The organism is Pinisolibacter sp., from assembly GCF_036782435.1.
In the GTDB taxonomy this organism is placed as follows: domain Bacteria; phylum Pseudomonadota; class Alphaproteobacteria; order Rhizobiales; family Ancalomicrobiaceae; genus CALBKH01.
The window spans coordinates 36,544-58,622 of record NZ_DAIPZB010000025.1 but is presented as its reverse complement, the minus strand read 5'-3'; the positions used below and the strand labels follow the sequence as shown (position 1 = coordinate 58,622).

17 protein-coding genes are annotated in these 22,079 nt (G+C 66.6%); 7 read left to right on the top strand and 10 right to left on the bottom strand.

Going from position 1 to position 22,079, the window contains the following annotated elements; genetic code table 11:
• Positions 1 to 8 precede the first annotated feature (8 nt).
• Both V7Q42_RS12345 and pyrE read right to left on the bottom strand, forming a co-directional pair.
• Positions 9 to 767 carry a pyridoxine 5'-phosphate synthase gene (locus V7Q42_RS12345; protein ID WP_333824384.1) on the bottom strand — a complete coding sequence of 253 codons (759 nt, stop codon included), beginning with the start codon at positions 765 to 767 and terminating at the stop codon, positions 9 to 11.
• 121 nt (positions 768 to 888) lie between these two features.
• Entirely contained in the window at positions 889 to 1,467 is a 579-nt protein-coding gene (pyrE, locus tag V7Q42_RS12340; RefSeq protein ID WP_333824383.1) for an orotate phosphoribosyltransferase, read from the bottom strand.
• A gap of 332 nt (positions 1,468 to 1,799) precedes the next feature.
• Between pyrE and V7Q42_RS12335 the strand changes: the two genes are divergently transcribed.
• Together V7Q42_RS12335 and V7Q42_RS12330 are read left to right on the top strand one after the other, a co-directional pair.
• Positions 1,800 to 3,599 (top strand): HsdM family class I SAM-dependent methyltransferase, encoded by a 1,800-nt coding sequence (locus V7Q42_RS12335; protein WP_333824382.1) that lies wholly within the window; start codon positions 1,800 to 1,802, stop codon positions 3,597 to 3,599.
• A 2-nt stretch (positions 3,600 to 3,601) separates the two neighbouring features.
• Positions 3,602 to 4,681 carry a BsuBI/PstI family type II restriction endonuclease gene (locus V7Q42_RS12330; protein ID WP_333824381.1) on the top strand — a complete coding sequence of 360 codons (1,080 nt, stop codon included), beginning with the start codon at positions 3,602 to 3,604 and terminating at the stop codon, positions 4,679 to 4,681.
• 172 nt (positions 4,682 to 4,853) lie between these two features.
• Here the strand turns inward: V7Q42_RS12330 and V7Q42_RS12325 are convergent, their stop codons facing one another.
• Both V7Q42_RS12325 and rpoZ read right to left on the bottom strand, forming a co-directional pair.
• On the bottom strand, positions 4,854 to 7,070 hold the full coding sequence (locus V7Q42_RS12325) for a RelA/SpoT family protein (RefSeq protein ID WP_333824380.1): 2,217 nt from the start codon (positions 7,068 to 7,070) through the stop codon (positions 4,854 to 4,856).
• A gap of 194 nt (positions 7,071 to 7,264) precedes the next feature.
• Positions 7,265 to 7,645: a DNA-directed RNA polymerase subunit omega gene (rpoZ, locus tag V7Q42_RS12320; RefSeq protein ID WP_333824379.1), complete on the bottom strand. Its 381-nt coding sequence runs from the start codon at positions 7,643 to 7,645 to the stop codon at positions 7,265 to 7,267.
• Positions 7,646 to 8,040: 395 nt separating this feature from the next.
• On the opposite strand from rpoZ, the gene V7Q42_RS12315 reads away from it, so the two are divergent.
• The 3 genes from V7Q42_RS12315 (at position 8,041) to V7Q42_RS12305 (ending at position 10,439) form a co-directional block, all read left to right on the top strand.
• The gene (locus V7Q42_RS12315) at positions 8,041 to 8,649 is read left to right on the top strand and encodes a LabA-like NYN domain-containing protein (protein ID WP_333824378.1); all 609 of its coding nucleotides are present in this window, start codon (positions 8,041 to 8,043) and stop codon (positions 8,647 to 8,649) included.
• A 241-nt stretch (positions 8,650 to 8,890) separates the two neighbouring features.
• Positions 8,891 to 9,559: a uracil-DNA glycosylase gene (locus V7Q42_RS12310; RefSeq protein ID WP_333824377.1), complete on the top strand. Its 669-nt coding sequence runs from the start codon at positions 8,891 to 8,893 to the stop codon at positions 9,557 to 9,559.
• 91 nt (positions 9,560 to 9,650) lie between these two features.
• Entirely contained in the window at positions 9,651 to 10,439 is a 789-nt protein-coding gene (locus V7Q42_RS12305; protein ID WP_333824376.1) for a hypothetical protein, read from the top strand.
• Positions 10,440 to 10,730: 291 nt separating this feature from the next.
• Here the strand turns inward: V7Q42_RS12305 and smpB are convergent, their stop codons facing one another.
• Complete coding sequence (gene smpB, locus V7Q42_RS12300) at positions 10,731 to 11,204, bottom strand: SsrA-binding protein SmpB (protein ID WP_333824375.1); 474 nt, start codon at positions 11,202 to 11,204, stop codon at positions 10,731 to 10,733.
• 13 nt (positions 11,205 to 11,217) lie between these two features.
• The gene (gene dapA / locus V7Q42_RS12295) at positions 11,218 to 12,093 is read right to left on the bottom strand and encodes a 4-hydroxy-tetrahydrodipicolinate synthase (RefSeq protein ID WP_333824374.1); all 876 of its coding nucleotides are present in this window, start codon (positions 12,091 to 12,093) and stop codon (positions 11,218 to 11,220) included.
• Positions 12,094 to 12,365: 272 nt separating this feature from the next.
• On the opposite strand from dapA, the gene V7Q42_RS12290 reads away from it, so the two are divergent.
• Both V7Q42_RS12290 and V7Q42_RS12285 read left to right on the top strand, forming a co-directional pair.
• The gene (locus tag V7Q42_RS12290) at positions 12,366 to 14,441 is read left to right on the top strand and encodes a lytic transglycosylase domain-containing protein (RefSeq protein WP_333824373.1); all 2,076 of its coding nucleotides are present in this window, start codon (positions 12,366 to 12,368) and stop codon (positions 14,439 to 14,441) included.
• Positions 14,442 to 14,620: 179 nt separating this feature from the next.
• Complete coding sequence (locus tag V7Q42_RS12285; RefSeq protein ID WP_333824372.1) at positions 14,621 to 15,577, top strand: alpha/beta fold hydrolase; 957 nt, start codon at positions 14,621 to 14,623, stop codon at positions 15,575 to 15,577.
• 186 nt (positions 15,578 to 15,763) lie between these two features.
• Here V7Q42_RS12285 and V7Q42_RS12280 read toward each other — a convergent pair whose 3' ends face one another.
• The 4 genes from V7Q42_RS12280 to V7Q42_RS12265 form a co-directional block, all read right to left on the bottom strand.
• Positions 15,764 to 17,062: a hypothetical protein gene (locus V7Q42_RS12280; RefSeq protein WP_333824371.1), complete on the bottom strand. Its 1,299-nt coding sequence runs from the start codon at positions 17,060 to 17,062 to the stop codon at positions 15,764 to 15,766.
• 121 nt (positions 17,063 to 17,183) lie between these two features.
• The gene (locus V7Q42_RS12275; RefSeq protein ID WP_333824370.1) at positions 17,184 to 18,575 is read right to left on the bottom strand and encodes an OmpA family protein; all 1,392 of its coding nucleotides are present in this window, start codon (positions 18,573 to 18,575) and stop codon (positions 17,184 to 17,186) included.
• Between the two features lie 401 nt (positions 18,576 to 18,976).
• Entirely contained in the window at positions 18,977 to 20,221 is a 1,245-nt protein-coding gene (locus V7Q42_RS12270; RefSeq protein WP_333824369.1) for a porin, read from the bottom strand.
• Between the two features lie 533 nt (positions 20,222 to 20,754).
• Positions 20,755 to 22,002, bottom strand: coding sequence for a porin (locus V7Q42_RS12265; protein WP_333824368.1), 1,248 nt, complete (start codon positions 22,000 to 22,002; stop codon positions 20,755 to 20,757).
• Between the last annotated feature and the right edge of the window lie 77 nt (positions 22,003 to 22,079).

Below are 22,079 nucleotides of genomic sequence, written 5' to 3'. Positions count from 1 at the left end.
CCGTCGCCTCAGCCCGGCCGCGCGTCGTCCATCAGGCGGCGCATCTCGCGGATCGACGCCTCGAGCCCGACGAAGATCGCCTCGCCGATGAGGAAATGGCCGATGTTGAGCTCGCGCACCTCGTGGATGGCGGCGATGTGGCCGACGCTCTCGTAGGCGAGGCCGTGGCCGGCGTGGATCTCGAGGCCGAGGTCGGCACCGTGGCGGGCGGCGGCGCGCAGGCGCTGCAGCTCGATGCCGGCGAGACGCTCGTCGCCGGCATCGAAGAGATCGCAGTAGCGTCCGGTGTGGAGTTCGACCACCGGGGCGCCGAGGGCCCGGGCGGCGTCGAGTTGAGCCTGATCGGGCTCGATGAAGAGCGAGACGCGGACACCGGCATCGACCAGCTTCGCCACCACCGGCGCGAGATGGGTGTGGCCGCCGACGACGTCGAGGCCGCCCTCGGTGGTGCGTTCGGCGCGGCGCTCCGGCACGATGCAGGCGGCGTGCGGCTTGTGGCGCAACGCGATCGCCAGCATCTCGTCGGTCGCCGCCATCTCGAGGTTGAGCGGCAGATGGATCTCCTCCATCAGCCGGCGGATGTCCTCGTCGCGGATGTGGCGGCGATCCTCGCGCAGATGGGCGGTGATGCCGTCGGCGCCGGCGTGAGCGGCGAGATGGGCGGCGCGCACCGGGTCCGGCCGCTCGCCGCCGCGGGCGTTGCGGATGGTGGCGACGTGATCGATGTTGACGCCGAGGCGGAGCTTGCTGTCGGAGGTGGTCGCCATCGGCGGGAATCCTCGGGAAGACGGGCGCGCGGAAGACCCGAGACATAAGGGCTCGGCGAGACGGGAACAAGACGGGGCGTGCGGATCAGGGGGGCGGCACCGCCCCGCCCTCCCCTGCGCTTCAGATGTTGCGGCTGCCGGGCTTGACCGGGGGGATCGCCGCCAGTTCCGGCGGAAGAGCATCCGCCGGATAGGCCGGGACCTCGTATTCGGCGAGCGCCACCAGCGGCACGCCGCAATCGGCCTTGCCGGCGGAACGGTCGATGAGGCAGGCGACGGCGACCACGTTGGCGCCGATGTCGGTCAGCGCCTTCACCGTCTCACGCGAGGAGAGGCCGGTGGTGACGATGTCCTCGACGATGACGACGCGGGCGCCCTTCGCCAGCTCGAAGCGGCGCAGGCGCATCTCGCCCGCCTCGCGCTCGGTCCACACGGCGGGGACGCCGAGGTGCCGGGCCGTCTCGTAGGCCGGGATGATGCCGCCCATCGCCGGGCCGACCACGGCGTCGAGCGGCTCGAGACCGGCGGCGCGGATCTTCGCGGCCAGCGCCTTGCAGACGATCTCGGTCTTGTCCGGATATTGGAAGACGCGGGCCTTCTGGATGAAGACCGGCGAGCGCAGACCAGACGACAGGATGAAGTGGCCGGTGAGGAGCGCGCCACAGGACTTGAAGACGTCGAGCACTTCGTCGCGGGTCATGGAGGGGCCTCGCCGTGGGAGATGGATCGGCGCAGGGGATCGCGCGGGCGGGGGCGGATGTCAAGGGTGGGTGGCTCGGGCGGGGCGACTGGTTCGTGAGGCTACGCTGGATGGGGGCCGAGTACGAGCCAGCACAATCCCGTTCCCACGAAATGGGGCCAGTTTACAATTCGAGCCAGAGGCAGCAGGCATCGCAAACATCCAGCCCCCCTCCTCCGACGGCCGCACGCTCGAATTGCCTTGCAGAATCGAACCAAGCGTAGCATCCTAACAAAGAATAAACCGAGAACATTTTAGAAAGTATGTGTAAATACAAATGATTGGAGGTTGATTTGACCAAGCTCGGAACGCCTTCAGCAACGGCCTCTCGAGGCGGGGTTGAGGAGGTTGTTGAGCTCACTGCGACGCGTCTCGAGTTATCGCGCGCGCGCATTTTGGCGCGCGCATGGGCGGCAGCGTTTCCCGAAACGAGAAGAACGGATCTTGCTGCGCTTTTCGCGCGCCATGCGATCGAACGTCTTTCTGTGAAGATCGCGCCCAATCATCTTCTGAGCCGTCCAGTTGCAGTGCCCTTCGGTCGCCTCGACACCGCCGCGCAACGCTTGGCCGAGAGCATCGGAGATGAGGCTTCCAGACTGCCGATAATCGAGGCGTTGCATTTCGTGACGAGCCTCTACCCCGTGCTGCTGACTGCGAAAGATCGCAGCGCGCTGGGGGCATTCTATACCCCGCCCGTGCTGTGTTCCCGCCTCTTGGATCAAGCTGGCGAAGCCGGTCTCAGTTGGAACACCGTAAGAATTCTCGATCCTGCGGCGGGAGGAGGGGCTTTCCTCATCCATTCTGCGCTGCGCATGCGCGAAGCGATGGCGGGGGTCGATCCGAATTTCGTGCTGAGCCAGATCGGTTCACGCCTCCTCGGCCTGGAACTCGATCCCCATGCCGCCGGTTTGGCTCAGGCTGCATTGGAAATCGTGCTTGCGGATCTGGCAACGGCCGTGGGTCGTCCGGTCCCACGGATGGTTCGATGCTGCGATACGCTCGACGAAGCTCCGGAAGCGAACTTCGATCTGGTCGTCGGCAACCCCCCCTATGGGCGAGTAACACTCACGGGCGAGCAACGCGGTCGGTATGCGCGTAGCCTCTATGGTCACGCCAACCTCTATGGCGTCTTCACCGATATCGCGCTTCGCTGGGCAAAGCCTGGTGGGCTAGTCGCCTATTTGACGCCTGCGAGCTTCCTGGCCGGGCAATACTACGCGTCGTTGCGCGCCCTTCTCGCCCGCGAAGCGCCTCCTATCGCGATGGATTTCGTCCATGCGCGCCGCGGCGTCTTCGAAGATGTCCTGCAAGAGACGATGCTTGCTGTCTACCGGGTGGGTGGAGACCTGCGTCGCGTTCAAATCCACTATCTGCATGTCGACAGCGAGCGAGAGGCGCGTGTGACGCGCAATGGGATGGTCGGCTTGCCTGCCGGACCGTACTCACCTTGGCTTGCCCCTCGCGAACCGGCGCATGGGCATCTGATCGCCCGCGCCGAAACGATGGCGGCTCGATTGGCGGATTGGGGTTACTCGGTTTCGACAGGTCCGTTGGTCTGGAACCGCTTCAAGACCCAGTTGCGTCCGAAGGCCGGCGGTCGGCGCGTTCATCCTCTGATCTGGGCCGAGGCGGTGACATCAGACGGTCGGTTCGTCTTTAGAGCCCAAAAGAAGAACCACGCACCTTATTTCAAGCTAGAGCCCGGCGACGATTGGCTGCTCGTGGAACAACCCTGTGTGCTCGTTCAGCGAACGACCGCCAAGGAGCAGGCGCGGAGGTTGATCGCAGCCGAAATGCCCGGCTCATTCGTTGTGGAACACGGGGGAGTCGTCGTCGAGAACCATCTCAACATGGTTCGTCCCAATGGGCATCCTAAAGTGTCTGCAGCCGTCGTGGCCGCCCTGCTGAACAGCCGCGTAGTCGACGATCTGTTCAGATGCATGAGTGGCAGCGTTGCCGTCTCAGCTTTCGAACTGTGTTCGCTGCCGCTCCCCGACGTCGAGGCGCTGACATTGCTTGTTCGGCTCGTGCAGCAGGGAGCCAGCCGTGAACGCATCGATGCCGAATGTGCTCGCCTTTACGGTGAGGAATGATAATGGGCTTATTTCCTGCCTATGTTTCAAGAGAGCTCGTCGCAGAACGCTTGCCGCTGATTTTTCCTGAAGGGACGCCCAATCGGAACTATTGCATCCGCGAGTTGGCCGCGAGCACCGTGTTCGTCGCACTCTATATCGGCGCTGTCGAAGGCATGGATCGGTACCTCGGGCCGGTGCATGTCTATCGCATGACCGCCGAGCAGGCGATGAAGGCGGCAAACGATGATCGGGAGAATTATGCCGCCGAGGTCATGAAGCGAAATGGGCACGTTGTCGGCACACGATGGTATGCCGACAACACGCGCGAGCCCATTCGTGACGAAACGTTGCGAGACGGATTGGTCGCCATAGGAGCCATCCTCCGCCGAGAAGACCTCCCGACGACTTCGGGCCTACCCCGCTACGCGCTGAAGACGGACTTCGCCAAATTATTCGACCCGGCGCTCTTCGGAGAGGCACTAGGAGATGCGATTGGGCATTTCCAGAATGTCCATCTGAGCAAGAGTGCATTGGCACGCGTGACGATCATGCGAGCGGGTGCAGCGTCCGGCAGCAGCGGCATGCTCGTCACTTTCCCCAATGGCGAGACGCGACAACTCGCGCCCGGGCCGAGTTCGGTCATTTCTCGGGGTGTCATCGAGGTTTTCGCAAAGCGCTTCCTTCAAATCCCCGCCGTTCTCTGGCTCAGTGAAAGTGGCAATAAAGTCGTCATGCGTGACGACAGGATCGCCACTGCGGTCGGGCTCAAGATCGAGGTCGATAAGAATCTCCCCGATCTCATTCTTGCCGATCTGGGGCCGGCCGATCCTCTTCTTGTCTTCGTCGAAGTCGTGGCGACAGACGGAGCGATCACGTCGCAACGCCAAGATGCAATCTACAAGCTGACGGACGCAGCGGGCTTCGAACGGAAGCAGGTGGCATTTCTGACCGCGTATCACGATCGCCAATCCGCAGGCTTCAAGAAGACGGTCGCACAACTCGCTTGGGGGAGCTTCGCATGGTTCGTTTCCGAACCCGAGCACGTCGTGATCTTGCGCAATAGTGAAAGCACTGGCACTCGGCTATTCGAACTGACGTGATCACAGCGCTCTGAACAAGTTCACCTACGTTCCGGGCACCCCTTCCCACTGATGTCTACCGGACCCCTCCTACTCCGGCCCGCCGCCATGGGCGGCGGGCGTTCGCGGCTCGAAATCGTCCACCGGACGACTTCGCTCGATCTCGCGCTCGGGCGCGAGATCGAACCGCCACTCACCCGTTCACCCGCGTCGCCGAGGCGATGATCGGCTTGGACCGCAGCTGCTGGAGGATGCGGGTGAGGTGCTTGAGGTCCCAGACTTCGAGGTCGATGAGGATCTCGTGGAAGTCGGCGGCCTTGGGGATCATCTTGATGTTGTCGATGTTGCCGTCGTTCTCGGCGATCACCTGAGCGATCTGGGCGAGCGAGCCGGGCTCGTTCACGGACGACAGCGAGATGCGCGCCGGGAAGCGTGACGGCGCGGCCGGGTCGATGTCCCAGCGCACGTCGAGCCAGCGCGACGGCTCGTCGTCGAACTGCTTCAGTGCCGGCGACTGGATCGGGTAGATGGTGATGCCCTCGCCGGGGGTGAGGATGCCGACGATGCGGTCGCCCGGCACCGCCCCGCCCTCGGGAGCGAAGTGCACCGGCAGGTCGCCGGAGAGGCCGCGGATCGGGATCGCGGTGCGATCGTCGGCGCCGCCGTCGGGGACGCGGAACTTCATCACACTCGAGGCGCCGGCTTCGAACCAGCCGTCGCCCGGGGTCGGCTTCGGCGGCTGGCCGCGCTTGTCCTCGAGGTCGGGGTGGACCGCCTTCAACACGCTGTCGGAGGCGATCTCGCCGCGGCCGACGGCGGCGAGCACCTCGTTGACCGAGGAATGGCCGAGGCGATGGATGGCGTCGGCGAGCGCCGGATCGGAGAAGTCGCGACCGGCGCGTTCGAAGGCGCGCTCCAGGATCTGGCGGCCGAGACCGCCGAACTGCTTCCTCACCGCGTCGCGGGTGGCGCGGCGGATGGAGGCGCGCGCCTTGCCGGTCACCGCGATCTGCTCCCAGGCGGCGGGCGGCACCTGCGCCTTGGAGCGGATGATCTCGACCTCGTCGCCGTTCGCCAGTTCGGTCATCACCGGCTTGATGCGGCCGTTGATCTTGGCGCCGACGCAGGTGTTGCCGACGTCGGTGTGGACCGCATAGGCGAAGTCGATCGGGGTGGCGCCGCGCGGCAGGGCGATGATCTTGCCCTTGGGTGTGAAGCAGAAGACCTGATCCTGGAACAGCTCGAGCCGGGTGTTCTCGAGGAACTCCTCGGGCGCGAGGTTGGGATCGTTGAGGCGCTGGATGGTCTCGCGCAGCCAGGCGTAGGCGCCCGAGGCCTCCGAGAGCTTCTGGATGTTGCGGCCGCCGACGGTGCGATCGCCGTCCTTGTAGAGGGCGTGCGCGGCGATGCCGAACTCGGCGAAGCGGTGCATCTCCTCGGTGCGGATCTGCAATTCGACGCGCTGACGCCCGGGGCCGACCACGGTGGTGTGGATCGAGCGGTAATCGTTCTGCTTCGGCGTCGAGATGTAGTCCTTGAACCGTCCCGGCACCATCGACCAGGTGGTGTGGACGATGCCGAGGGCGCGGTAGCAGTTCTCGATCGTGTCGACGACGATGCGAAAGCCGAAGATGTCGGAGAGCTGTTCGAAGGAGAGGCTCTTCCTCTGAACCTTGGTGAAGATCGAATAGGGCTTCTTCTCGCGGCCCTTCACCGTGGCGGCGATACCGTTCGACGACAGCTTTTCGGTCAGCGCCTGTTCGATCGCCGGAATGAGGTTCTTGTTCTCCTCGCGCAGCGCGGTCAGGCGGCCGCAGATCGACTGGTAGGCCTCCGGCTGGAGCGTGCGGAAGGAGAGGTCCTCCAGTTCCTCGCGCATCCACTGCATACCCATGCGCCCGGCGAGCGGCGCATAGATCTCCATCGTCTCCTCGGCGATGCGCAGGCGCTTGTCCTCGCGCATGAACTGGAGGGTGCGCATGTTGTGGAGGCGGTCGGCGAGCTTGACCAGCAGCACCCGCACGTCGGCGGCGACCGCGAGCAACAGGCGGCGGAAGTTCTCCGCCTGCTCGGTCTTCTTGGAGACGAAGTCGAGCTTCTCGAGTTTGGTCAGGCTCTCCACCAGTTCGCCGATCTCGGTGCCGAACTTGGCGTCGATCTCGTCACGGGTGGCGTCGGTGTCCTCGATGGTGTCGTGCAGCAGGGCGACGGCGACGGTGGCGTCGTCGACGCGCATGTCGGTGAGGATCGCCGCGACCTCGAGCGGATGGGAGAAGTAGGGGTCGCCGGAGGCTCGCTTCTGCGGCCCGTGCTTCATCATCCCGTAGACGTAGGCCTTGTCGAGAAGAGCCTCGTCGACGTTCGGATTGTAGCGCCGAACCAGTTCCACGAGTTCGTATTGCCGCATCATCCGGGGATCGGTCCTCCGTCACGCACCCTCGTCGGCCCTGAACGACGCGGGAACTGTCATGGTAGCAGATGGGGCGTGGAAAACCCAAGGCTTCGAACGACTTCCGCACCCCTCCAAAATGCCGACGCCCGCCGAAGCGGGCGCGGAACAGGGTGCGGCGCGACGTCGCTCGTCGCGCGGGACGAGCCCTCGGCTCAGTCCTCTTCTTCCTTGTCCGGCGGCACGAGGCCCTCGAGGCCGCGCAGCAGTTCTTCTTCCGACATGCGGTCGAACTGCATCTCGTCGCCGTCGTCGGAGGCCGAGGCGACCGGCACCATCGGAACGGTCTCCGGCTCGGGCTCGTCGACCTCGACGAACTTCTGCAGCGAGTGGATGAACTCTTCCTGCAGGTCGTCCGGGCTGATGGTCTCGTCGGCGATCTCACGCAGCGCGACGACCGGGTTCTTGTCGTTGTCGCGATCGATGGTGATCGGCGAACCGGACGAGATCATCCGGGCGCGATGGCTCGCCAGAAGCACGAGCTCGAATCGGTTCTCCACCTTGTCGATGCAGTCTTCGACGGTGACGCGGGCCATTCTGTCCAACTCCTCGGGAGATCTTCGAAAGCGGAGACATACGTCGAGACGGGCGGAAAAGCAACGTCGCCCACGTCGCCGCCGCGATCATCGCGGGTCGCGGCCGGCAGGTCTGCAACCTGCCGCCGTGGGAGGCAAAGGTTCGGGCGGGACCTCACCTCGGGACAGTCTCCGGCTTTCACGAATCCGGTACTGCGCGCGAGAAATGCTGGCACTCGGACGCCAACTGCTGTAGGGTGACGTTCGCGTCGGTGGAAAACGAGTTTTTTTTCTCGTCGGGCGAAGAAGCAAGAACAATCGAGCCGTTGACGCGACTACCGGGCCTCGAATGCTTGATTTGAGAAGACTAGGCATCGAGGCATCCGAAGACTCCTGATTGGGAAGATCATAGGAACATGTTCGATCCTCGCGAAAAGATCGCGCTGTTCATCGACGGCGCGAACCTCTACGCCACTTCGAAGGCACTCGGCTTCGACATCGACTACAAGCGGTTATTGACCGAATTCAAGTCGACGAGCTACCTTCTTCGGGCGTTCTACTATACTGCCCTGATCGAAGATCAAGAATATTCTTCGATTCGGCCCCTCATCGACTGGCTCGACTACAACGGCTACAAGGTCGTCACCAAGCCGACGAAGGAATTCTACGACGCTTCCGGGCGTCGGAAGATCAAGGCCAACATGGACATCGAACTGGCGGTCGACGCCATGGAGATGGCCGACCACATCGACCACATGGTGTTGTTCTCCGGCGACGGCGACTATCGGCGCCTGGTCGAGGCGGTGCAGCGCAAGGGCAAGAAGGTCTCCGTCATTTCGACGCTGCAGACCCAGCCGCCGATGATCGCCGACGATCTGCGTCGTCAGGCCGATCATTTCATCGATCTGGCGAACCTGCAGAACCGAATCGGTCGCGACCCGGCCGAGCGCATGGCCCGCATGGCCGAGCGCGAGGCGCAGCGTCGGCAGGTCGAGCGCGACGACGAGGACTACGACGAGGCGTGAGCCTCGCCGCACGATCCGAGCACACGACGCGCGGTCGCCCGAAGGGGAGACCGCGCGAAGTTCGATCCGAGCACACGACGCGCGGTCGCCCGAAGGGGAGACCGCGCGTCGGGCGTTTCAGGGGCCGGGGTATCCGGGACCGGGACGGCGCGGCGGGATCGACGAGCCGGCGCGGGCTCGCCATGATCGCCGGACGCCGAATCCCTCGGCCCGCACCGTCCGTCCGCCGACGAGGTTCCCCATGCCCCCTTCCCGCCCGCCGCTCGATCCCACGCGCGACTGTCCGACCTGTCCGCGCCTCGTCGCCTTCCGCGAGGAATGGCGGGGGAAGGAACCGGGATGGTTCAACGCGCCGGTGCCGAGCTTCCGGGGCGAAGCGCCGCGCCTGCTGGTGGTCGGACTGGCGCCGGGCCTGCGCGGCGCCAACCGCACCGGGCGGCCCTTCACCGGCGACTATGCCGGCGACCTCCTCTACGAGACGCTCGCCGACTACGGTTTCTCGCGCGGCACCTTCCGGGCCGATCCGCAGGACGGGCTCGAGCTCGTCGGGGCGATGATCACCAACGCGGTGCGGTGCGTGCCGCCGGAGAACAAGCCGACGCCTTCCGAGATTCACGCCTGCCGGCCGTACCTCACCGCGACGTTGGCGGCGCATCCCGGGCTCGGCGACGTACTGGCACTCGGGCGGGTGGCGCACGAGACGTTCCTCAGGACCGTCGGCGAGAAGCTCGGCGACCATCCCTTCGCCCACGGCGCGGTGCATCGGCTGAAGAACGGCTTGCGGCTCCACGACAGCTACCATTGCTCGCGTTACAACACGAACACCGGCCGGTTGACGCGCGAGATGTTCCGCGCCGTCTTCGACGGGATCGCCGAGGCGATGGGTCGGACCGGCGCACGGACGAGATGACGGCATTCGTCATGGTTCGCAGGGTTGTGGGACGCGCGCCGACGCGGCATCGTCGTGGCGTCGTTCGCGCCCTCCCCTTTCGGATCCCTCGATGACATCGCTCGCGCTGCGCTTCGCCGTTCTCCTCGCCCTGCCGCTCGTCGCCGCGACCTCCGCGACGGCGAAGGAGAAGCCCTATCGGCGGCTGCCGGCGGAGATCGGCGCGGGCGGACCACCGCCGGCCGAGGTCCTCGAACGGGCGAAAGCGCTCGCGGTGGCGGCCGAAGCGGGCTCGGCCGACGAGGTCTTCGCCTTCATGGCCGACCGGCCGACGATCATCTCCTCGGGTATCACCCTCGGGGTGGCGCGCCGGATCGAGAAGACGGGGCCGTTCACCGACGGCTCGGCGGCGCTCGCCGAGATCGGCGGCAACTACATGGAAGGCGACATGGTCGGCCCGGGCGGGACGCCGGTCGACCAGACGAAGATGCGGGTCGATCAGGCGATGCGAACCATCGGCGAAGTGCTGGCGTCGGCGAAATGGGGGCGTGATCCGCTGGTGCCGCGGGCCTGGTGCACCTCGCGCGGCGCGCGCTGGGACGCCGAGGCGGCGAAGAAGGCCGGTCTCGACGGCGAACGCGGCGTCTTCGTCACCGCGAAGGTGGCGGCGCGGGCGGCGGCCGACGGCGCGGCGAAGGTCGTTGCGACGGTGACGCCGGGCGTTCTCTATCGCTCGTTCCAGGTCGACGAGGAGAACGGCTTTTCCGGCATCGTCCTGCCCGACGGCGCGATCGGCTGGGTTGCGGCGGACAAGGTCGGCGACCCGATGCCCTGGGGCCTGTGTTTCGAGAAGCGTCCGGCGGGCTGGATCCTCACCACCTTCGTCTCGGCGCTGAACTGAGGTGACGACGCCGGTGGTCGATCCCGGTTCGCAGTGTGCAGAGAGCGGAGCGAACTGCACCGGCTGCGTCCGAGGATCTCACGGAGGTCGACGAGGGCGAACGGTGCAATTCGCCTTCGGCTCTCTGCACCCTACCGTCCTGTTCCCTCCGCGATGAACGTCCCGCTCATACCAAAGGCCGAAGGTGCTGACGCACCCGGCCTTCGAACACACGCGAATTTCTCATTTGCGTCAGAGGCATGAGAAATTCGCGTCAAGAATACCATCGGTCATTTCCAATGACCGATGGTATCACTCCCGATACTTCATCAGCCGCGACTTCTCGCGGTTCCACTCGCGCTCTTTCTCGGTTTCGCGCTTGTCGGCGACGTTCTTGCCCTTGGCGAGGGCGAGTTGGACCTTGGCGCGGCCCTTGTCGTTGAAGTGGATGTCGAGCGGCACGATGGTCAGACCCTCGCGCTCGACCGCGCCCATCAGCTTATTGATCTCCTTGCGGTGCAGGAGCAGGCGACGCGGGCGGCGGGTCTCGTGATTGAAGCGATTGGCCTGGAGGTATTCGGGAATATAGGCGTTGTAGAGCACCAGATCCGTGCCGTAGGGCGCGGCATAGGCGTCGGTGATGTTGGCGCGACCACCACGCAACGACTTGATCTCGGTGCCGGTCAGGACGATGCCGGCCTCCCAGGTGTCGATGATGTGGTAGGAGAAGCGCGCTTTACGGTTCTCGGCGGCGAGCCGATGCCCGCCGCCTTTTCCGGCGGACATCGGATCTCACCTCTCAGAGAATGCCGGCGTGCTTGGCCGCCGCTTCGAGTTCGGCGCGGACGCCCTCGGAGGCCTCGACCAGCGGCAGGCGCAGCTCGTTCGCCATCTTGTTCAGACGCGACGCGATGTACTTCGGGCCGGCCGGGTTGGGCTCGAGGAAGAGCGCGCGATGCAGCGGCATCAGGCGATCCTGGTACTCGAGCGCCTTGGCGTAGTCGCCCGCCGCCATCGCCGCCTGGAACTCCGCGCACAGACGCGGCGCGACGTTGGCGGTGACCGAGATGCACCCCACCCCGCCCTGGGCGTTGAAGCCGAGAGCGGTGCCGTCTTCGCCGGAGAGCTGGAGGAACTCCGGACCCGACTTCATGCGCTGCAGCGCCGGACGGGCGAGATTGCCGGTCGCATCCTTCACGCCCTTGATGTTGCGGCCGTCACGGAACATCCGGTCCATGGTCTCCACCGAGATGTCGACCACCGAACGCGGCGGGATGTTGTAGATGATGATCGGGATGCCGATCGCCCCGTCGATCGCCATGAAGTGGCGATAGAGCCCCTCCTGCGAGGGCTTGTTGTAATAGGGCGCGACGACCAGGACCGCATCGGCCCCGGCCTTCTCGGCGTGGGTGGCGAGATCGATCGCTTCGGCCGTGTTGTTGGAGCCGGCGCCGGCGATGACCGGGACCTTGCCCTTGGCGACTTCGATCGTCAATTCCACCACGCGCTTGTGCTCGGCGTGCGACAGGGTCGGGCTCTCGCCGGTGGTGCCGCAGGGCACGACGCCGTTCGAGCCTTCCGCGATCTGCCAGGCGACGAAGTCCTGCAGGGCTTTCTCGTCGACGCGCCCGTTCGAGAACGGCGTGACGAGTGCGGTGATCGAGCCCTTGAACATCGTGGAACCCCTTCGGAGCCTGGAAAAACCGTGTGAAACGGCGCATATTCCCGTCGCGGTCACGATGAAGACCGTGCGCACGAGCGGGCGGCGACAATAGTCCCACGTCCGCGCGACGGCAAGCGGTGCGTGGCTGCCGATCCGGCCGAACGCCGGATCGTAAGGAATTGTTCATCATGGGGGACCTAGGGTCGAGGATCGACCCGGCCCACCTCCCGCAGCCCGAGCGCGCGGAGGCCGTCGCCGTTTCCGATCGACGCGTCGATCGGGGAATGGCGAGAAAGCCGGAGCGCTTCGAGGAGACGGTGATGCTCGCGACGACCCGACGACTGTTCCGCACCCTGGCGCCGGTGGCGACCGTGGTGACGGTCCTCGTCTCGACGATTCCGGCCGCGGCCGGCGATCTCGCCCGCGCCATCGAGATCGCGTCGCGCGGCGACGTGGCCGGTGTCAACGCCATGCGCGACAACCTCGATCGCATCGATCAGAAGATCGTCGACTGGTATCTGATCCGCCTCGGCTCGGGTCTGCCGTCGGCGGCGATCACCCGTTTCGCCATCGCCAATCCGACGTGGCCGGATCCGGAATTCTTCCGCCGCCGCGCCGAACAGGCGCTGGAGAAGGAGAATCCGTCGGCCGACGACGTCATCGGCGCTTTCCAGGGGTCGCGCCCCTATTCCAACCGCGGCCGCATCATGCTCGCCCGTGCCCTGGTCCAGAAGGGCCGCAAGGACGACGCCAAGCAGTGGGTGCGCTACGCCTATCGCGACGACAAGCTCGGATCCGACGAGGCGAGCATCCTCGAGGGCGAGTTCGGCGCGCTGCTCGGCCCGGCCGACTACAAGGCGCGTTTCGATCTCCTGGTGATGAAGGGCCATTCGAGCGAGGCGCAACGCGCCGCCGGCAAGCTCGGCAGCGGCTATCAGACTCTCGCCAAGGCGGCGCAGGCGGTGGAGAAGAAGCAGGGCAACGCCGGCTCGCTCCTCGACGCGGTGCCGGGATCGCTCAAGGACGATCCGATCTATCAGTTCGCGCGCGCCCAGTATGCGCGGCGCGCCGACCGCTGGAAGGAGGCGGCGGACCTGCTGATCCGCGCGCCGAAGGATCCGCGGGCGATGGGCCGACCCGACGAGTGGTGGGAGGAGAAGCGGATCGTCAGCCGCAAGCTCCTCGACATGGGCGACGCCAAGACCGCCTATCGGGTGGTCGCCGGACACACCGGGTCGTCCTCGGCCAATCAGGCGGAGGCCGACTTCCACGCCGGCTGGTATTCGCTGCGCTTCCTCGGCAACGCCTCGACGGCGCTGAAGCACTTCGCCGCGGTGGCCGAGGACAGCTCCAAGCCGGTCAGCCGCGCCCGTGCCTATTATTGGATGGGACGCGCGGCCGAGGCCGGCGGCGGCGGATCGGCCGACGGCTATTATCAGAAGGCGGCGCAGTACGGCTTCACCTTCTACGGCCAGATGGCCCGCGCCAAACTCGGCATGCGCGATCTCGGCATCTCGCGCAACGTCTCGCCGACGGCCTCCGACCGCGCGGCGATGGAACGCGACGATCGTTTCGAGGCGGCGCAACGGATCGGCAAGCTCGGCCGCCGGGATCTCGCCTCGATCTTCTACAGGCACATGGCCGAAACGCTGCCGACCGCCGGGCAGATCGCCGCTGTGATCGAGATGGCGGAGAAGCAGGGCTGGACCCATCTCGCCGTCACCGCCGGCAAAGCGGGCGCTCAGCGCGGCATGGACATGCAGGCGATGGCTTGGCCGATCGGCGTGTCGCCGAAGGTCGACACCTCGGGCCTCGAGACGGCGCTCGCCTTCGCCATCATGCGCCAGGAGAGCGAGTTCAACCAGTCGGTCGTCTCCTCGGCCGGCGCCACGGGCATCTTCCAGGTGATGCCGGACACCGGTCGCGACGCGGCGAAATACCTCAAGATCGCCTACGACCGCAACGCCTGGCGCAACGATCCGGCCTACAACATCCGCCTCGGTTCGGCCTATGTGGCGCGGCTCGTGGACAATTACGACGGCAACTACGTCATGGCGATCGCCGGCTACAACGCCGGTCCCGGACGCATCCGCGATTGGGTGCAGGCCTATGGCGATCCGCGCACCGGTCAGGTCGACATCGTCGACTGGATGGAGCGCATCCCCTTCTCCGAGACGCGCAATTACGTGCAGCGCGTCTTCGAGAACCTGCAGGTCTATCGCTTCCGCCTCGAAGGCCGAAAGCTCGAGATCGCCGAGGACCTGAAACGCGGCATCGGCGCGCGCTCGGCGACGACGACCGGGTCGGTACCGACCCCGCGGCCGAGCGGCATCGGTTCGCTGATCTTCGGCGGCAACTGATACTGGGCTCACGACGTTTCGAACGGGTCGAAACGTCGTGGGTTCGTTAGACCTCGAAGATCCGATCGACGCGAAGGGGCGCCCGGACGCCCCTTTTTCGTGGCTTCGTCCTTCGGAGGCTTGCGCGGTGACGGTGGAACGACGAGGCTCGGCATCGCCCTCGCCGACGGAGTTGCCCCTTGGACGCGCCCTTTCCCCTCGCCCCGCCGCACGGCGTCGCCTTCGGACCCGAAACGATCGACGTGCTCGGAACGGTCTTTCGTCCGTTCCGCTTCTTCTCGGCCGACGGGCTGGTGCTCGCCGGTCGCGACTACGCGGCACTCGGGCCGACGGATCGCCGGCCGGTCGTCTGCCTGCCGGGGCTCACCCGCAATTCGCGCGATTTCGAACCGGTGGCGGCGCGGCTCGTCGGCGGATGGGCCGCGAGCCCGCCACGGCGGGTGGTGACCTTCGAGTTCCGCGGCCGCGGCGCCTCGCAGTACGACGGCGATCCGACGCACTACAACGTCGTCCAGGAACTCGCCGACACGCGCCTCGGTCTCTCCCTCCTCGGCATAGACAAGATCACCGCCTTCGGTACGTCGCGGGGCGGCATCGTCACGATGATCGCCGGCGCCGTGGCCCCGGGCTTGGTCGAAGCGGCGATCATCAACGACATCGGCGCCGAGGTCGATCTCGCCGGCCTGATGCGGATCAAGGGTTACGTCGGCCGGCCCATCCCGGACAGCTTCTCCTGGAACGACGTCGTGGCGGCGATGAAGCTCGCCAACCGGGGCGAGTTCCCCGCGCTCGACGACGCCGGCTGGCAGCGCTTCGCCCGACGCCTCCACCGGGACGTCGGCGGACGACCGGCGCTCGACTACGATCCGCGCCTCGCCGAGACGCTGGAGGCGATCACGCCGGAGACGCCGATGCCCGATCTCTGGCCGGCCTTCGACACGTTGGCGGATGCGCCGGTCATGGTGTTGCGCGGCGCGCTCTCCGACCTCCTGTCGGTGGAGACGGTGGCGAAGATGGCGGAGCGGCACCCCGGGCTCGAGCTGGTCGAGGTGGCCGATCAGGGTCACGCACCGCTGCTCGAAGACGCCGCGACCCTCGATGCGATCGTCGACTTCCTCGATCGCACCGGGGCGTGAGGTCATGCCGACGGGGGGCGGGCGAAACCGCCCGGAGACCGTCCCGGAGGGATGGCGCCGCTCGCGGTGGTCCGACACCGCGAGGCCGGATCGCCCGTCGAGAACGCGAAAGGGCGGCGGATTGCGCCGCCGCCCCTCTTCCGATCTTCATCGCGGGTCCGTCGACGCCTCGATCACCGCCTGAGATCACTGGCTGGACGGCACCTCGCCGGCGTCGACCCGCTTGGAGAAGGCGGTCTCCGCCCCGGTCGCCAGGATCTTGGCCTGAGCGATCCATTCCTCGCGCTCGATGCGGCCCGGGAAAGCCATGAAGGAACCCGCCCATTTGGCGTTCTCCTCAGTCCAGGCGGCGATCTGCGAGAAGTGATAGACGCCGAGACCGGCGAGCTTCTTCTCGTTGGCGGGACCGATGCCGCGGATGCGCTTCAGATCGTCGGCTTTGCCGCCGATCGGCGCGGCGAGCGCCAACGGCCGGGTGCCGACCGCATCGGCGGCGGCGGCGCGCTCGGCATCCTCGGGCGCCACCGTCGGAGTGACCGCCGCCGCGGCCATCTCGGCCGGCAGAGCGTAGGCGGACGTGGCCTCCGGCGCAGACGCCGCTTCCGCCGCGGCTTTCTCGGCGGCGACCTTCTCGGCTTCCGCCTTCGCCGCCGCAGCTTCGGCGGCAGCTTTCTCCGCGGCGGCCTTCTCGGCTTCCGCCTTCGCCGCTGCGGCTTCGGCGTCGGCCTTCGCCGCCTCGTCGTCCGCAGAGGAACTCGGCGACGGCGCCCCGGTCGCCAGCAGTTTCGCCTGACCGATCCAGTCCTCGCGTTCGATGCGGCCCGGGAAGGCCATGAACGAGCCCGCCCAGGTGGCGTTCTCCGGCGTCCAGGCGGCGATCTGGGCGAAGTGGTAGACGCCGAGGCCGTGCAGTTTCTTCTCGTTCTGCGGACCGACGCCCTTGATCAGCGTCAGTTTGTCGGCCTTGCCGGCGAGCGGCGCGGCGATCGCCATGGGCCGGGTGCCGACGGCGTCGGCGGCCGCGGCGCGCTCGGCATCCTCGGGCGCCACCGTCGGCGTGATCGCAGCGGCGGCGACCTCGGCGGGCAGATCGAAAGCGGGAGAAGCCGCGCTCGGTACCGCGGCCGCAGCCGACGCGGCGCCGGTCGAAGCAGCGGCCTTCGCGGCCGCGTCCTTTTCCGCTGCGGCTTTCGCGGCGGCATCGTCCGACGGCGCGGCGGCCGGGGCATCGGTCGCGTCACCGCCCGCCCTCGCTTCGGCGAGCGACGTGGCGAGGCGGGCGCGTTCGCCGGCATCGAGCAGTGTCGGTGCGGCAGGGAGAGCCGGAGCGGCCGGCACGGCACGGCCGTCGCGCAGCCACGGCTTGTCGTCGCTCCAATCGACGCCGCCGCCGGCGCGGCCGCAGGCGAGAAGATGGCCGACCGCCAGACCGAGCAGGCCGGCGAGGAGCAGGAGAAGGAAGGTTTCGATCGTCAGCATCAACATGGCACCGTCCTCCTTCTCAACGCGCGCAACGGCGCCAGCCGACGAAACATCCGACGGCGAAGGCGACGACCATGTAGGGCCACAACTGGGTTGTCAGATAGATCATGACGGCCTCCCCCGCTCACTCGACCTGGAAGTCGATGCGGCGATTCATCTGTTTGCCTTCGGCGGTGTCGTTCGAGGCGACCGGGCGGGTGGCGCCGAATCCGACCGCGGTCAGCCGCTCCGGCTTGATCCCCGCGGCGACGAGGTAGTCGACGACAGCGGCGGCGCGGGCTTCAGACAGCGTCTGATTGGCGGTCGAATCGCCGTCGGAGTCCGTATGACCCTCGACCGTGATATGGGCGCTCATGCAGGCCAGCGACCCGCCGACGAGGGCGTCGAGGACGGCGATCGACCGCTCGTCGAGCTTGGCCTTGCCGGTTTCGAACAAGATCTTGTCGCCGGTCTGGACCTTGGCGAGGAGCGACTGGCAGGTCGCCGAATCGACCTGAACCGGCGGCGGCAACACCGTCGGCGTGGCGGCGGAGAGGGTGAAGCCGCCCGGCAGCAGGCCCTTCAGCTTGTCGAGGATCTGGCGGCCGATGGCCTCGGTGAGGACACCGCCCTTGATCGCGACCGACGTGCCGGAGAGTTCGAAACCGCCGTCGGTGAGGCGGGCGAGGCCGGGCACGACCTTCAGGATCGCATCGCCGAAGCCGCTCGGCGCGCCGGGCACGACTTCGACCTTGTCGGTGACGCCGCCGGCGAAGCGGGCGCGCAACGCCTCGATCACCTTCGACTTGGTCGCCGCGTCGGGCAGATAGCCGTCGATGGTGGCCTTGCCGCCGCCGGTCGCCAGACCGAAGCGATAGGGCGAGGGCACCGGCGCGACGAGTTTGTCGGAGACGACCTTCAGACCCGCCGGAAGGGCGGATTTCAGCGCCTCCTCGAGCCGCCCGTAAGTGGCCCGGTCCTTGGGATCGCCGGAGATCGAATAGCCGGCGGGCGCCACTTCGGTCGCACCCTTCTTCAGATCGGCGAGCTGGCCGACGGCGAAGGCGGCGGCGGCGGCGAAATTGGACGGAGCGCCGCGAGCGACCACGAGCTTGTCCTCGATGGTGGCACTCGGCATCGCCTTCTTCGCCCAGGAGACGAGCGCGGCGCGGCTCTCTTCGGAAGGCACCGAACCAGCGAGGGTGACGCGATCGCCGTCACGCGACGCGGAGAAGAGATAAGGATCGGCGAGCGGCACGACCGTCGCCTTCGAGTCGACGACACGGACGCCGAAGACGCGATCGGCGGACGACATCGCCAGCCGCAGGGCCGCCTCGTCGGGGGCGACGCCGCTCAGCGTCACGTCGCGGCCGTCGATGGCGATCTTGGCCCAGCCGTGGCCCTCGGCCTTCAGCCGCTCGGCCGCTCGTCCCGAAACGTCGTCGGCGATCGGTCCGAAACTCACCAGCCATCCGGCGACGGTGAGGAGCACGGCCGCACCTCCCGTCGGTACGACCCAATCCAACAAGCGCCCCATCGAACCCTCCCTCGACACCGCACGCATCGCGGACCGACCGAACGGCGTCCGGCGGCGACGGCGTGAACTTCACCCGAGGGAAGCTTAACAAAGGAGACGTCCGCGGCAACCGAGGATCGGCGCTCGGAGTACCCCCGAGACGCGATGTCTCGGGAAAATCCCCGCGTCGGAGCATGAAACGGGGAGCGGAGAGGGATCAACCCGGATGGAGGGGCCGGCGCGACGCGATTCGGCGGCGTCATCGCGCGGCAGCGCCGAACAGCTCCGACCGTTCGGCCGGCGGAATCGAAGGGATCCGCCCCGCGGGCGCGAGGACGACGGCGACGTCTCGCGGACGAGACGAAAAAGAAGAAACCCGGCGGTTGCCCGCCGGGTTCCAATCCTACCGATCTCAGACGAGATCAGAAGTTGCGCTGAACGCGCAGGGTGCCCATCCACTGGTCGCCGTTCGACACGCCACGGGCATTGTAGTCGATGGTGCGATAGTCGAGGGCCGCAGCGAGGGTGAGACCCGCAACCGGCTTCCAACGGACGTCGCCGCCGATGACCCACGAGGTGTAGTCGTTGGCCGCGATGGTCGCATCCTCGTAGTCGAAGTAGGACACGCCGAGGTTGGCTTCGACGGCCTTCGAGAAGTTGTGGTTCAGGCCACCGGCGACGAACCAAGCCTTGGAGTTGGTCTCCGTGGCCGAGTCCCAGTTACGCGCAAGAACGCCGAAACCGGTGTTGGTGCTGTTCAGCAGGTAGTCGACCGCACCCTTGGTGTAGGCACCCTGGACGAACATCTTGTCGCCAGCACCGAGCATCGGCAGGTTGACTTCGACGCCAGCGCCGATCACGTAGCCCGTCTTCTCCTGGGCAGTGACGTAGAAGACATCGTTGCGGTTGGCATGGATGGCAGCGCTCAACTGAGCACGGCCCCAGGACTGGGCGATCGCGATGTTGCCGACGAAGTCGGGCATGCGAACGTTGGTGCTACCATCGTAAGCGATGCCGACAATGGCACCAGCCGCGTTACGGGCCGGCACCCAACCCCACGGCAGAGCCGCATCCGCAGTGGTCGGATCTTCGATGCCGAGGGTAGCGGAGATCCCGTTACCGAAGGAGAAGGTGTAGGCCAACAGGTTGACGCGGCGATCCGAGCCGTCCTGCTCGATGTTGCCGATGTTGTAGCCGCCCTGGATGAAGTCGAAGTTCGAGGAGGCGCGACCAGCGGTCAGGCCAGCGAACTGGACGAAGGCGTTACGCATGTTGACCGAAACGGTGCCGGTCTGGCCCGACTGGTTCTGGATCCAGAGCTCGATGAACGAGCGCAGGAGACCCATCTCGGTGTTGGTGCGAGCGTCGAAGGTCAGCTGGGTGCGAACGCGGCTGTTGAGGTAGTTCTCACCGCGGTCATAGCCGAGGCCGACGCCCGGGGCCGCGCCGTTGGTGTCGTGGTCACCGGTGCGGAGTTCGACGCGGACGTAGCCACCGATCTTGAGGCAGGTGTCCGAGCCCGGGATGTAGAAGAAGCCGGCGCCGTAGGCGTCGCAGACCTTGACGTAGTCCGCAGCGGCCGGAGCCTTCTTGGCGAGATCGGCAGCCTGGGCGGTGCCGGCGAGACCGACGACGGCGGCGGCCGCGAGAGCGAGCTTGAAGTTCATGTAGTTCCCCCTGTCTTCAACAGAAACCGGATGAGGCCCTGACCCGGCCCCGTGACGACGGACGATCCTCATGGACACGGCTCCGTCACCGGTCGAGTGGAGAATACAGACGCCGCCGCCGGATTGAAGAGCAATTCGACCCCGCCGGGCTCCACCACGTCGGGTTCCGGACCCCTTGTTGCGCAAAGGACACATGATCGGCGGGGGGAGCGAGGAAAAACCGCGGAATCGCGGTTAACGAGCGGTAAATAGCGAACGAATCTCGGCATTCCGGCATGGTCGGGTGCGGCGTCCGTGGGTCTCGAGATGAAATTCGCCTGGATCCACGTCGCCGAGTCGGCCACTGCGAACGCCGGTTTCGGACGACCGGACCAAGAGCTCCGGACCTCCCGCGAAAGAGAATCACGCTTCGCTGTCAGCCGCGATCATCGTGGGCGATACGGGTTCCGTTCGAAGGCGCGCGCCCCTCGGAAAAGAAAGAGAGGCCCGGCGTCGCCGCCGGGCCTCTCCGATTCTCTCGATCGTCGACGCGATCAGAAGTCGCGACGGATGCGGAGGAAGCCGACGACCGCGTCGCGATCGGCCAGGCCGGAAGCCGCCGAGAAGTCGACGTCCTTGTACTCGACTTCGCCGATGATGCTGAGGCCCGAGACCGGGGTCCAGGTCACGTTGCCGCCGATGTCGAACTGCTTGTAGTCGACGCCGCCGACGGTCGGCTCGTCGTAGGAGGCATAGGACGCGGTGAGCGAGGTGCTCACGGTCTTGGTCCAGCCGTGGGTCAGGCCGGCGGCCACGGCCCAGGCGCGGGTCTGCTGAACGTTGCCGAGACCGTCGACGAAGAAGTCGCCACCGGCGTACCAGTCGGGCGACACGTAGCTGATCGCGCCCTTCGAATAGGCGGCCTGGACGGCGAGCACGTCCGACGCGCCGAGCATCGGCAGGTTGATCTTCACGCCGGCGCCGACGGCATAGCCCATCTTCGAGGCCTGAGCCGGGGCCGGGAACACCGAACGATCCTCGTGGAGAACACCCATGACCTGAGCCGAACCCCAAGACTGGGCGATGTTCACGTTGGCGACGAGGTCGGGAAGCTCGACCCCGCCATAGGGCGAGGTGCCGAAGCTGTTGAACGTCGGCGACAGCGGGTTGGAGTCGACGCTCCAGCGACGGCCGGCACCGTTGCCGGTGGTCGGATCTTCGATCGACGCGGTGGCGGAGATGCCGTTGCCGAAGGAGAAGGTGTAGGCGAGCAGGTTGACGATCGAGTCGGAGTGAGCCGTCTCGAAGATCGAGGACAGGTGGTCACCGGTGTAGAAGTCGAACATCGAGGTGGCGCGACCGGCGGTCAGGCCGGCGAACTGGATGAAGCCCTTCTCCAGGCTGATCTGGCTGGTGCCGTTCAGGCCGTTCGCCCAGGGCTGCGAACCGATGGTCTGCTGGAGCTCGATGTACGAGCGCAGGAGACCCATCTCGGTGTTGGTGCGGGCGTCGAAGTGGATGTTCCAGCGGGTGCCGGTGGAGATGGCGTTCTCGCCACGGCGGGTGCCGTAGCCGAGACCATACGCGGAGCTCTCCTTGTAGGCGCCGTACTGGGCCCACACGTAGCCGCCGATCTTCAGGCAGGTGTCGGAACCCGGGATGTAGAAGAAGCCTTCGCCGTAGGCGTCGCAGACCTTGACGTAGTTCGCGGCGGCCGGGGCCTTCTTGCCGAGATCGGCGGCCTGAGCGGTACCGGCGAGGCCGACCACGGCGGCGGCGGCGAGAGCGAGCTTGAAGTTCATGTTGGGAAACCCCCTGATGTTTCGCTTCCGGACGATGCCCTTCGGCTATCCCACCCGACGTGACGAACAACGAACCA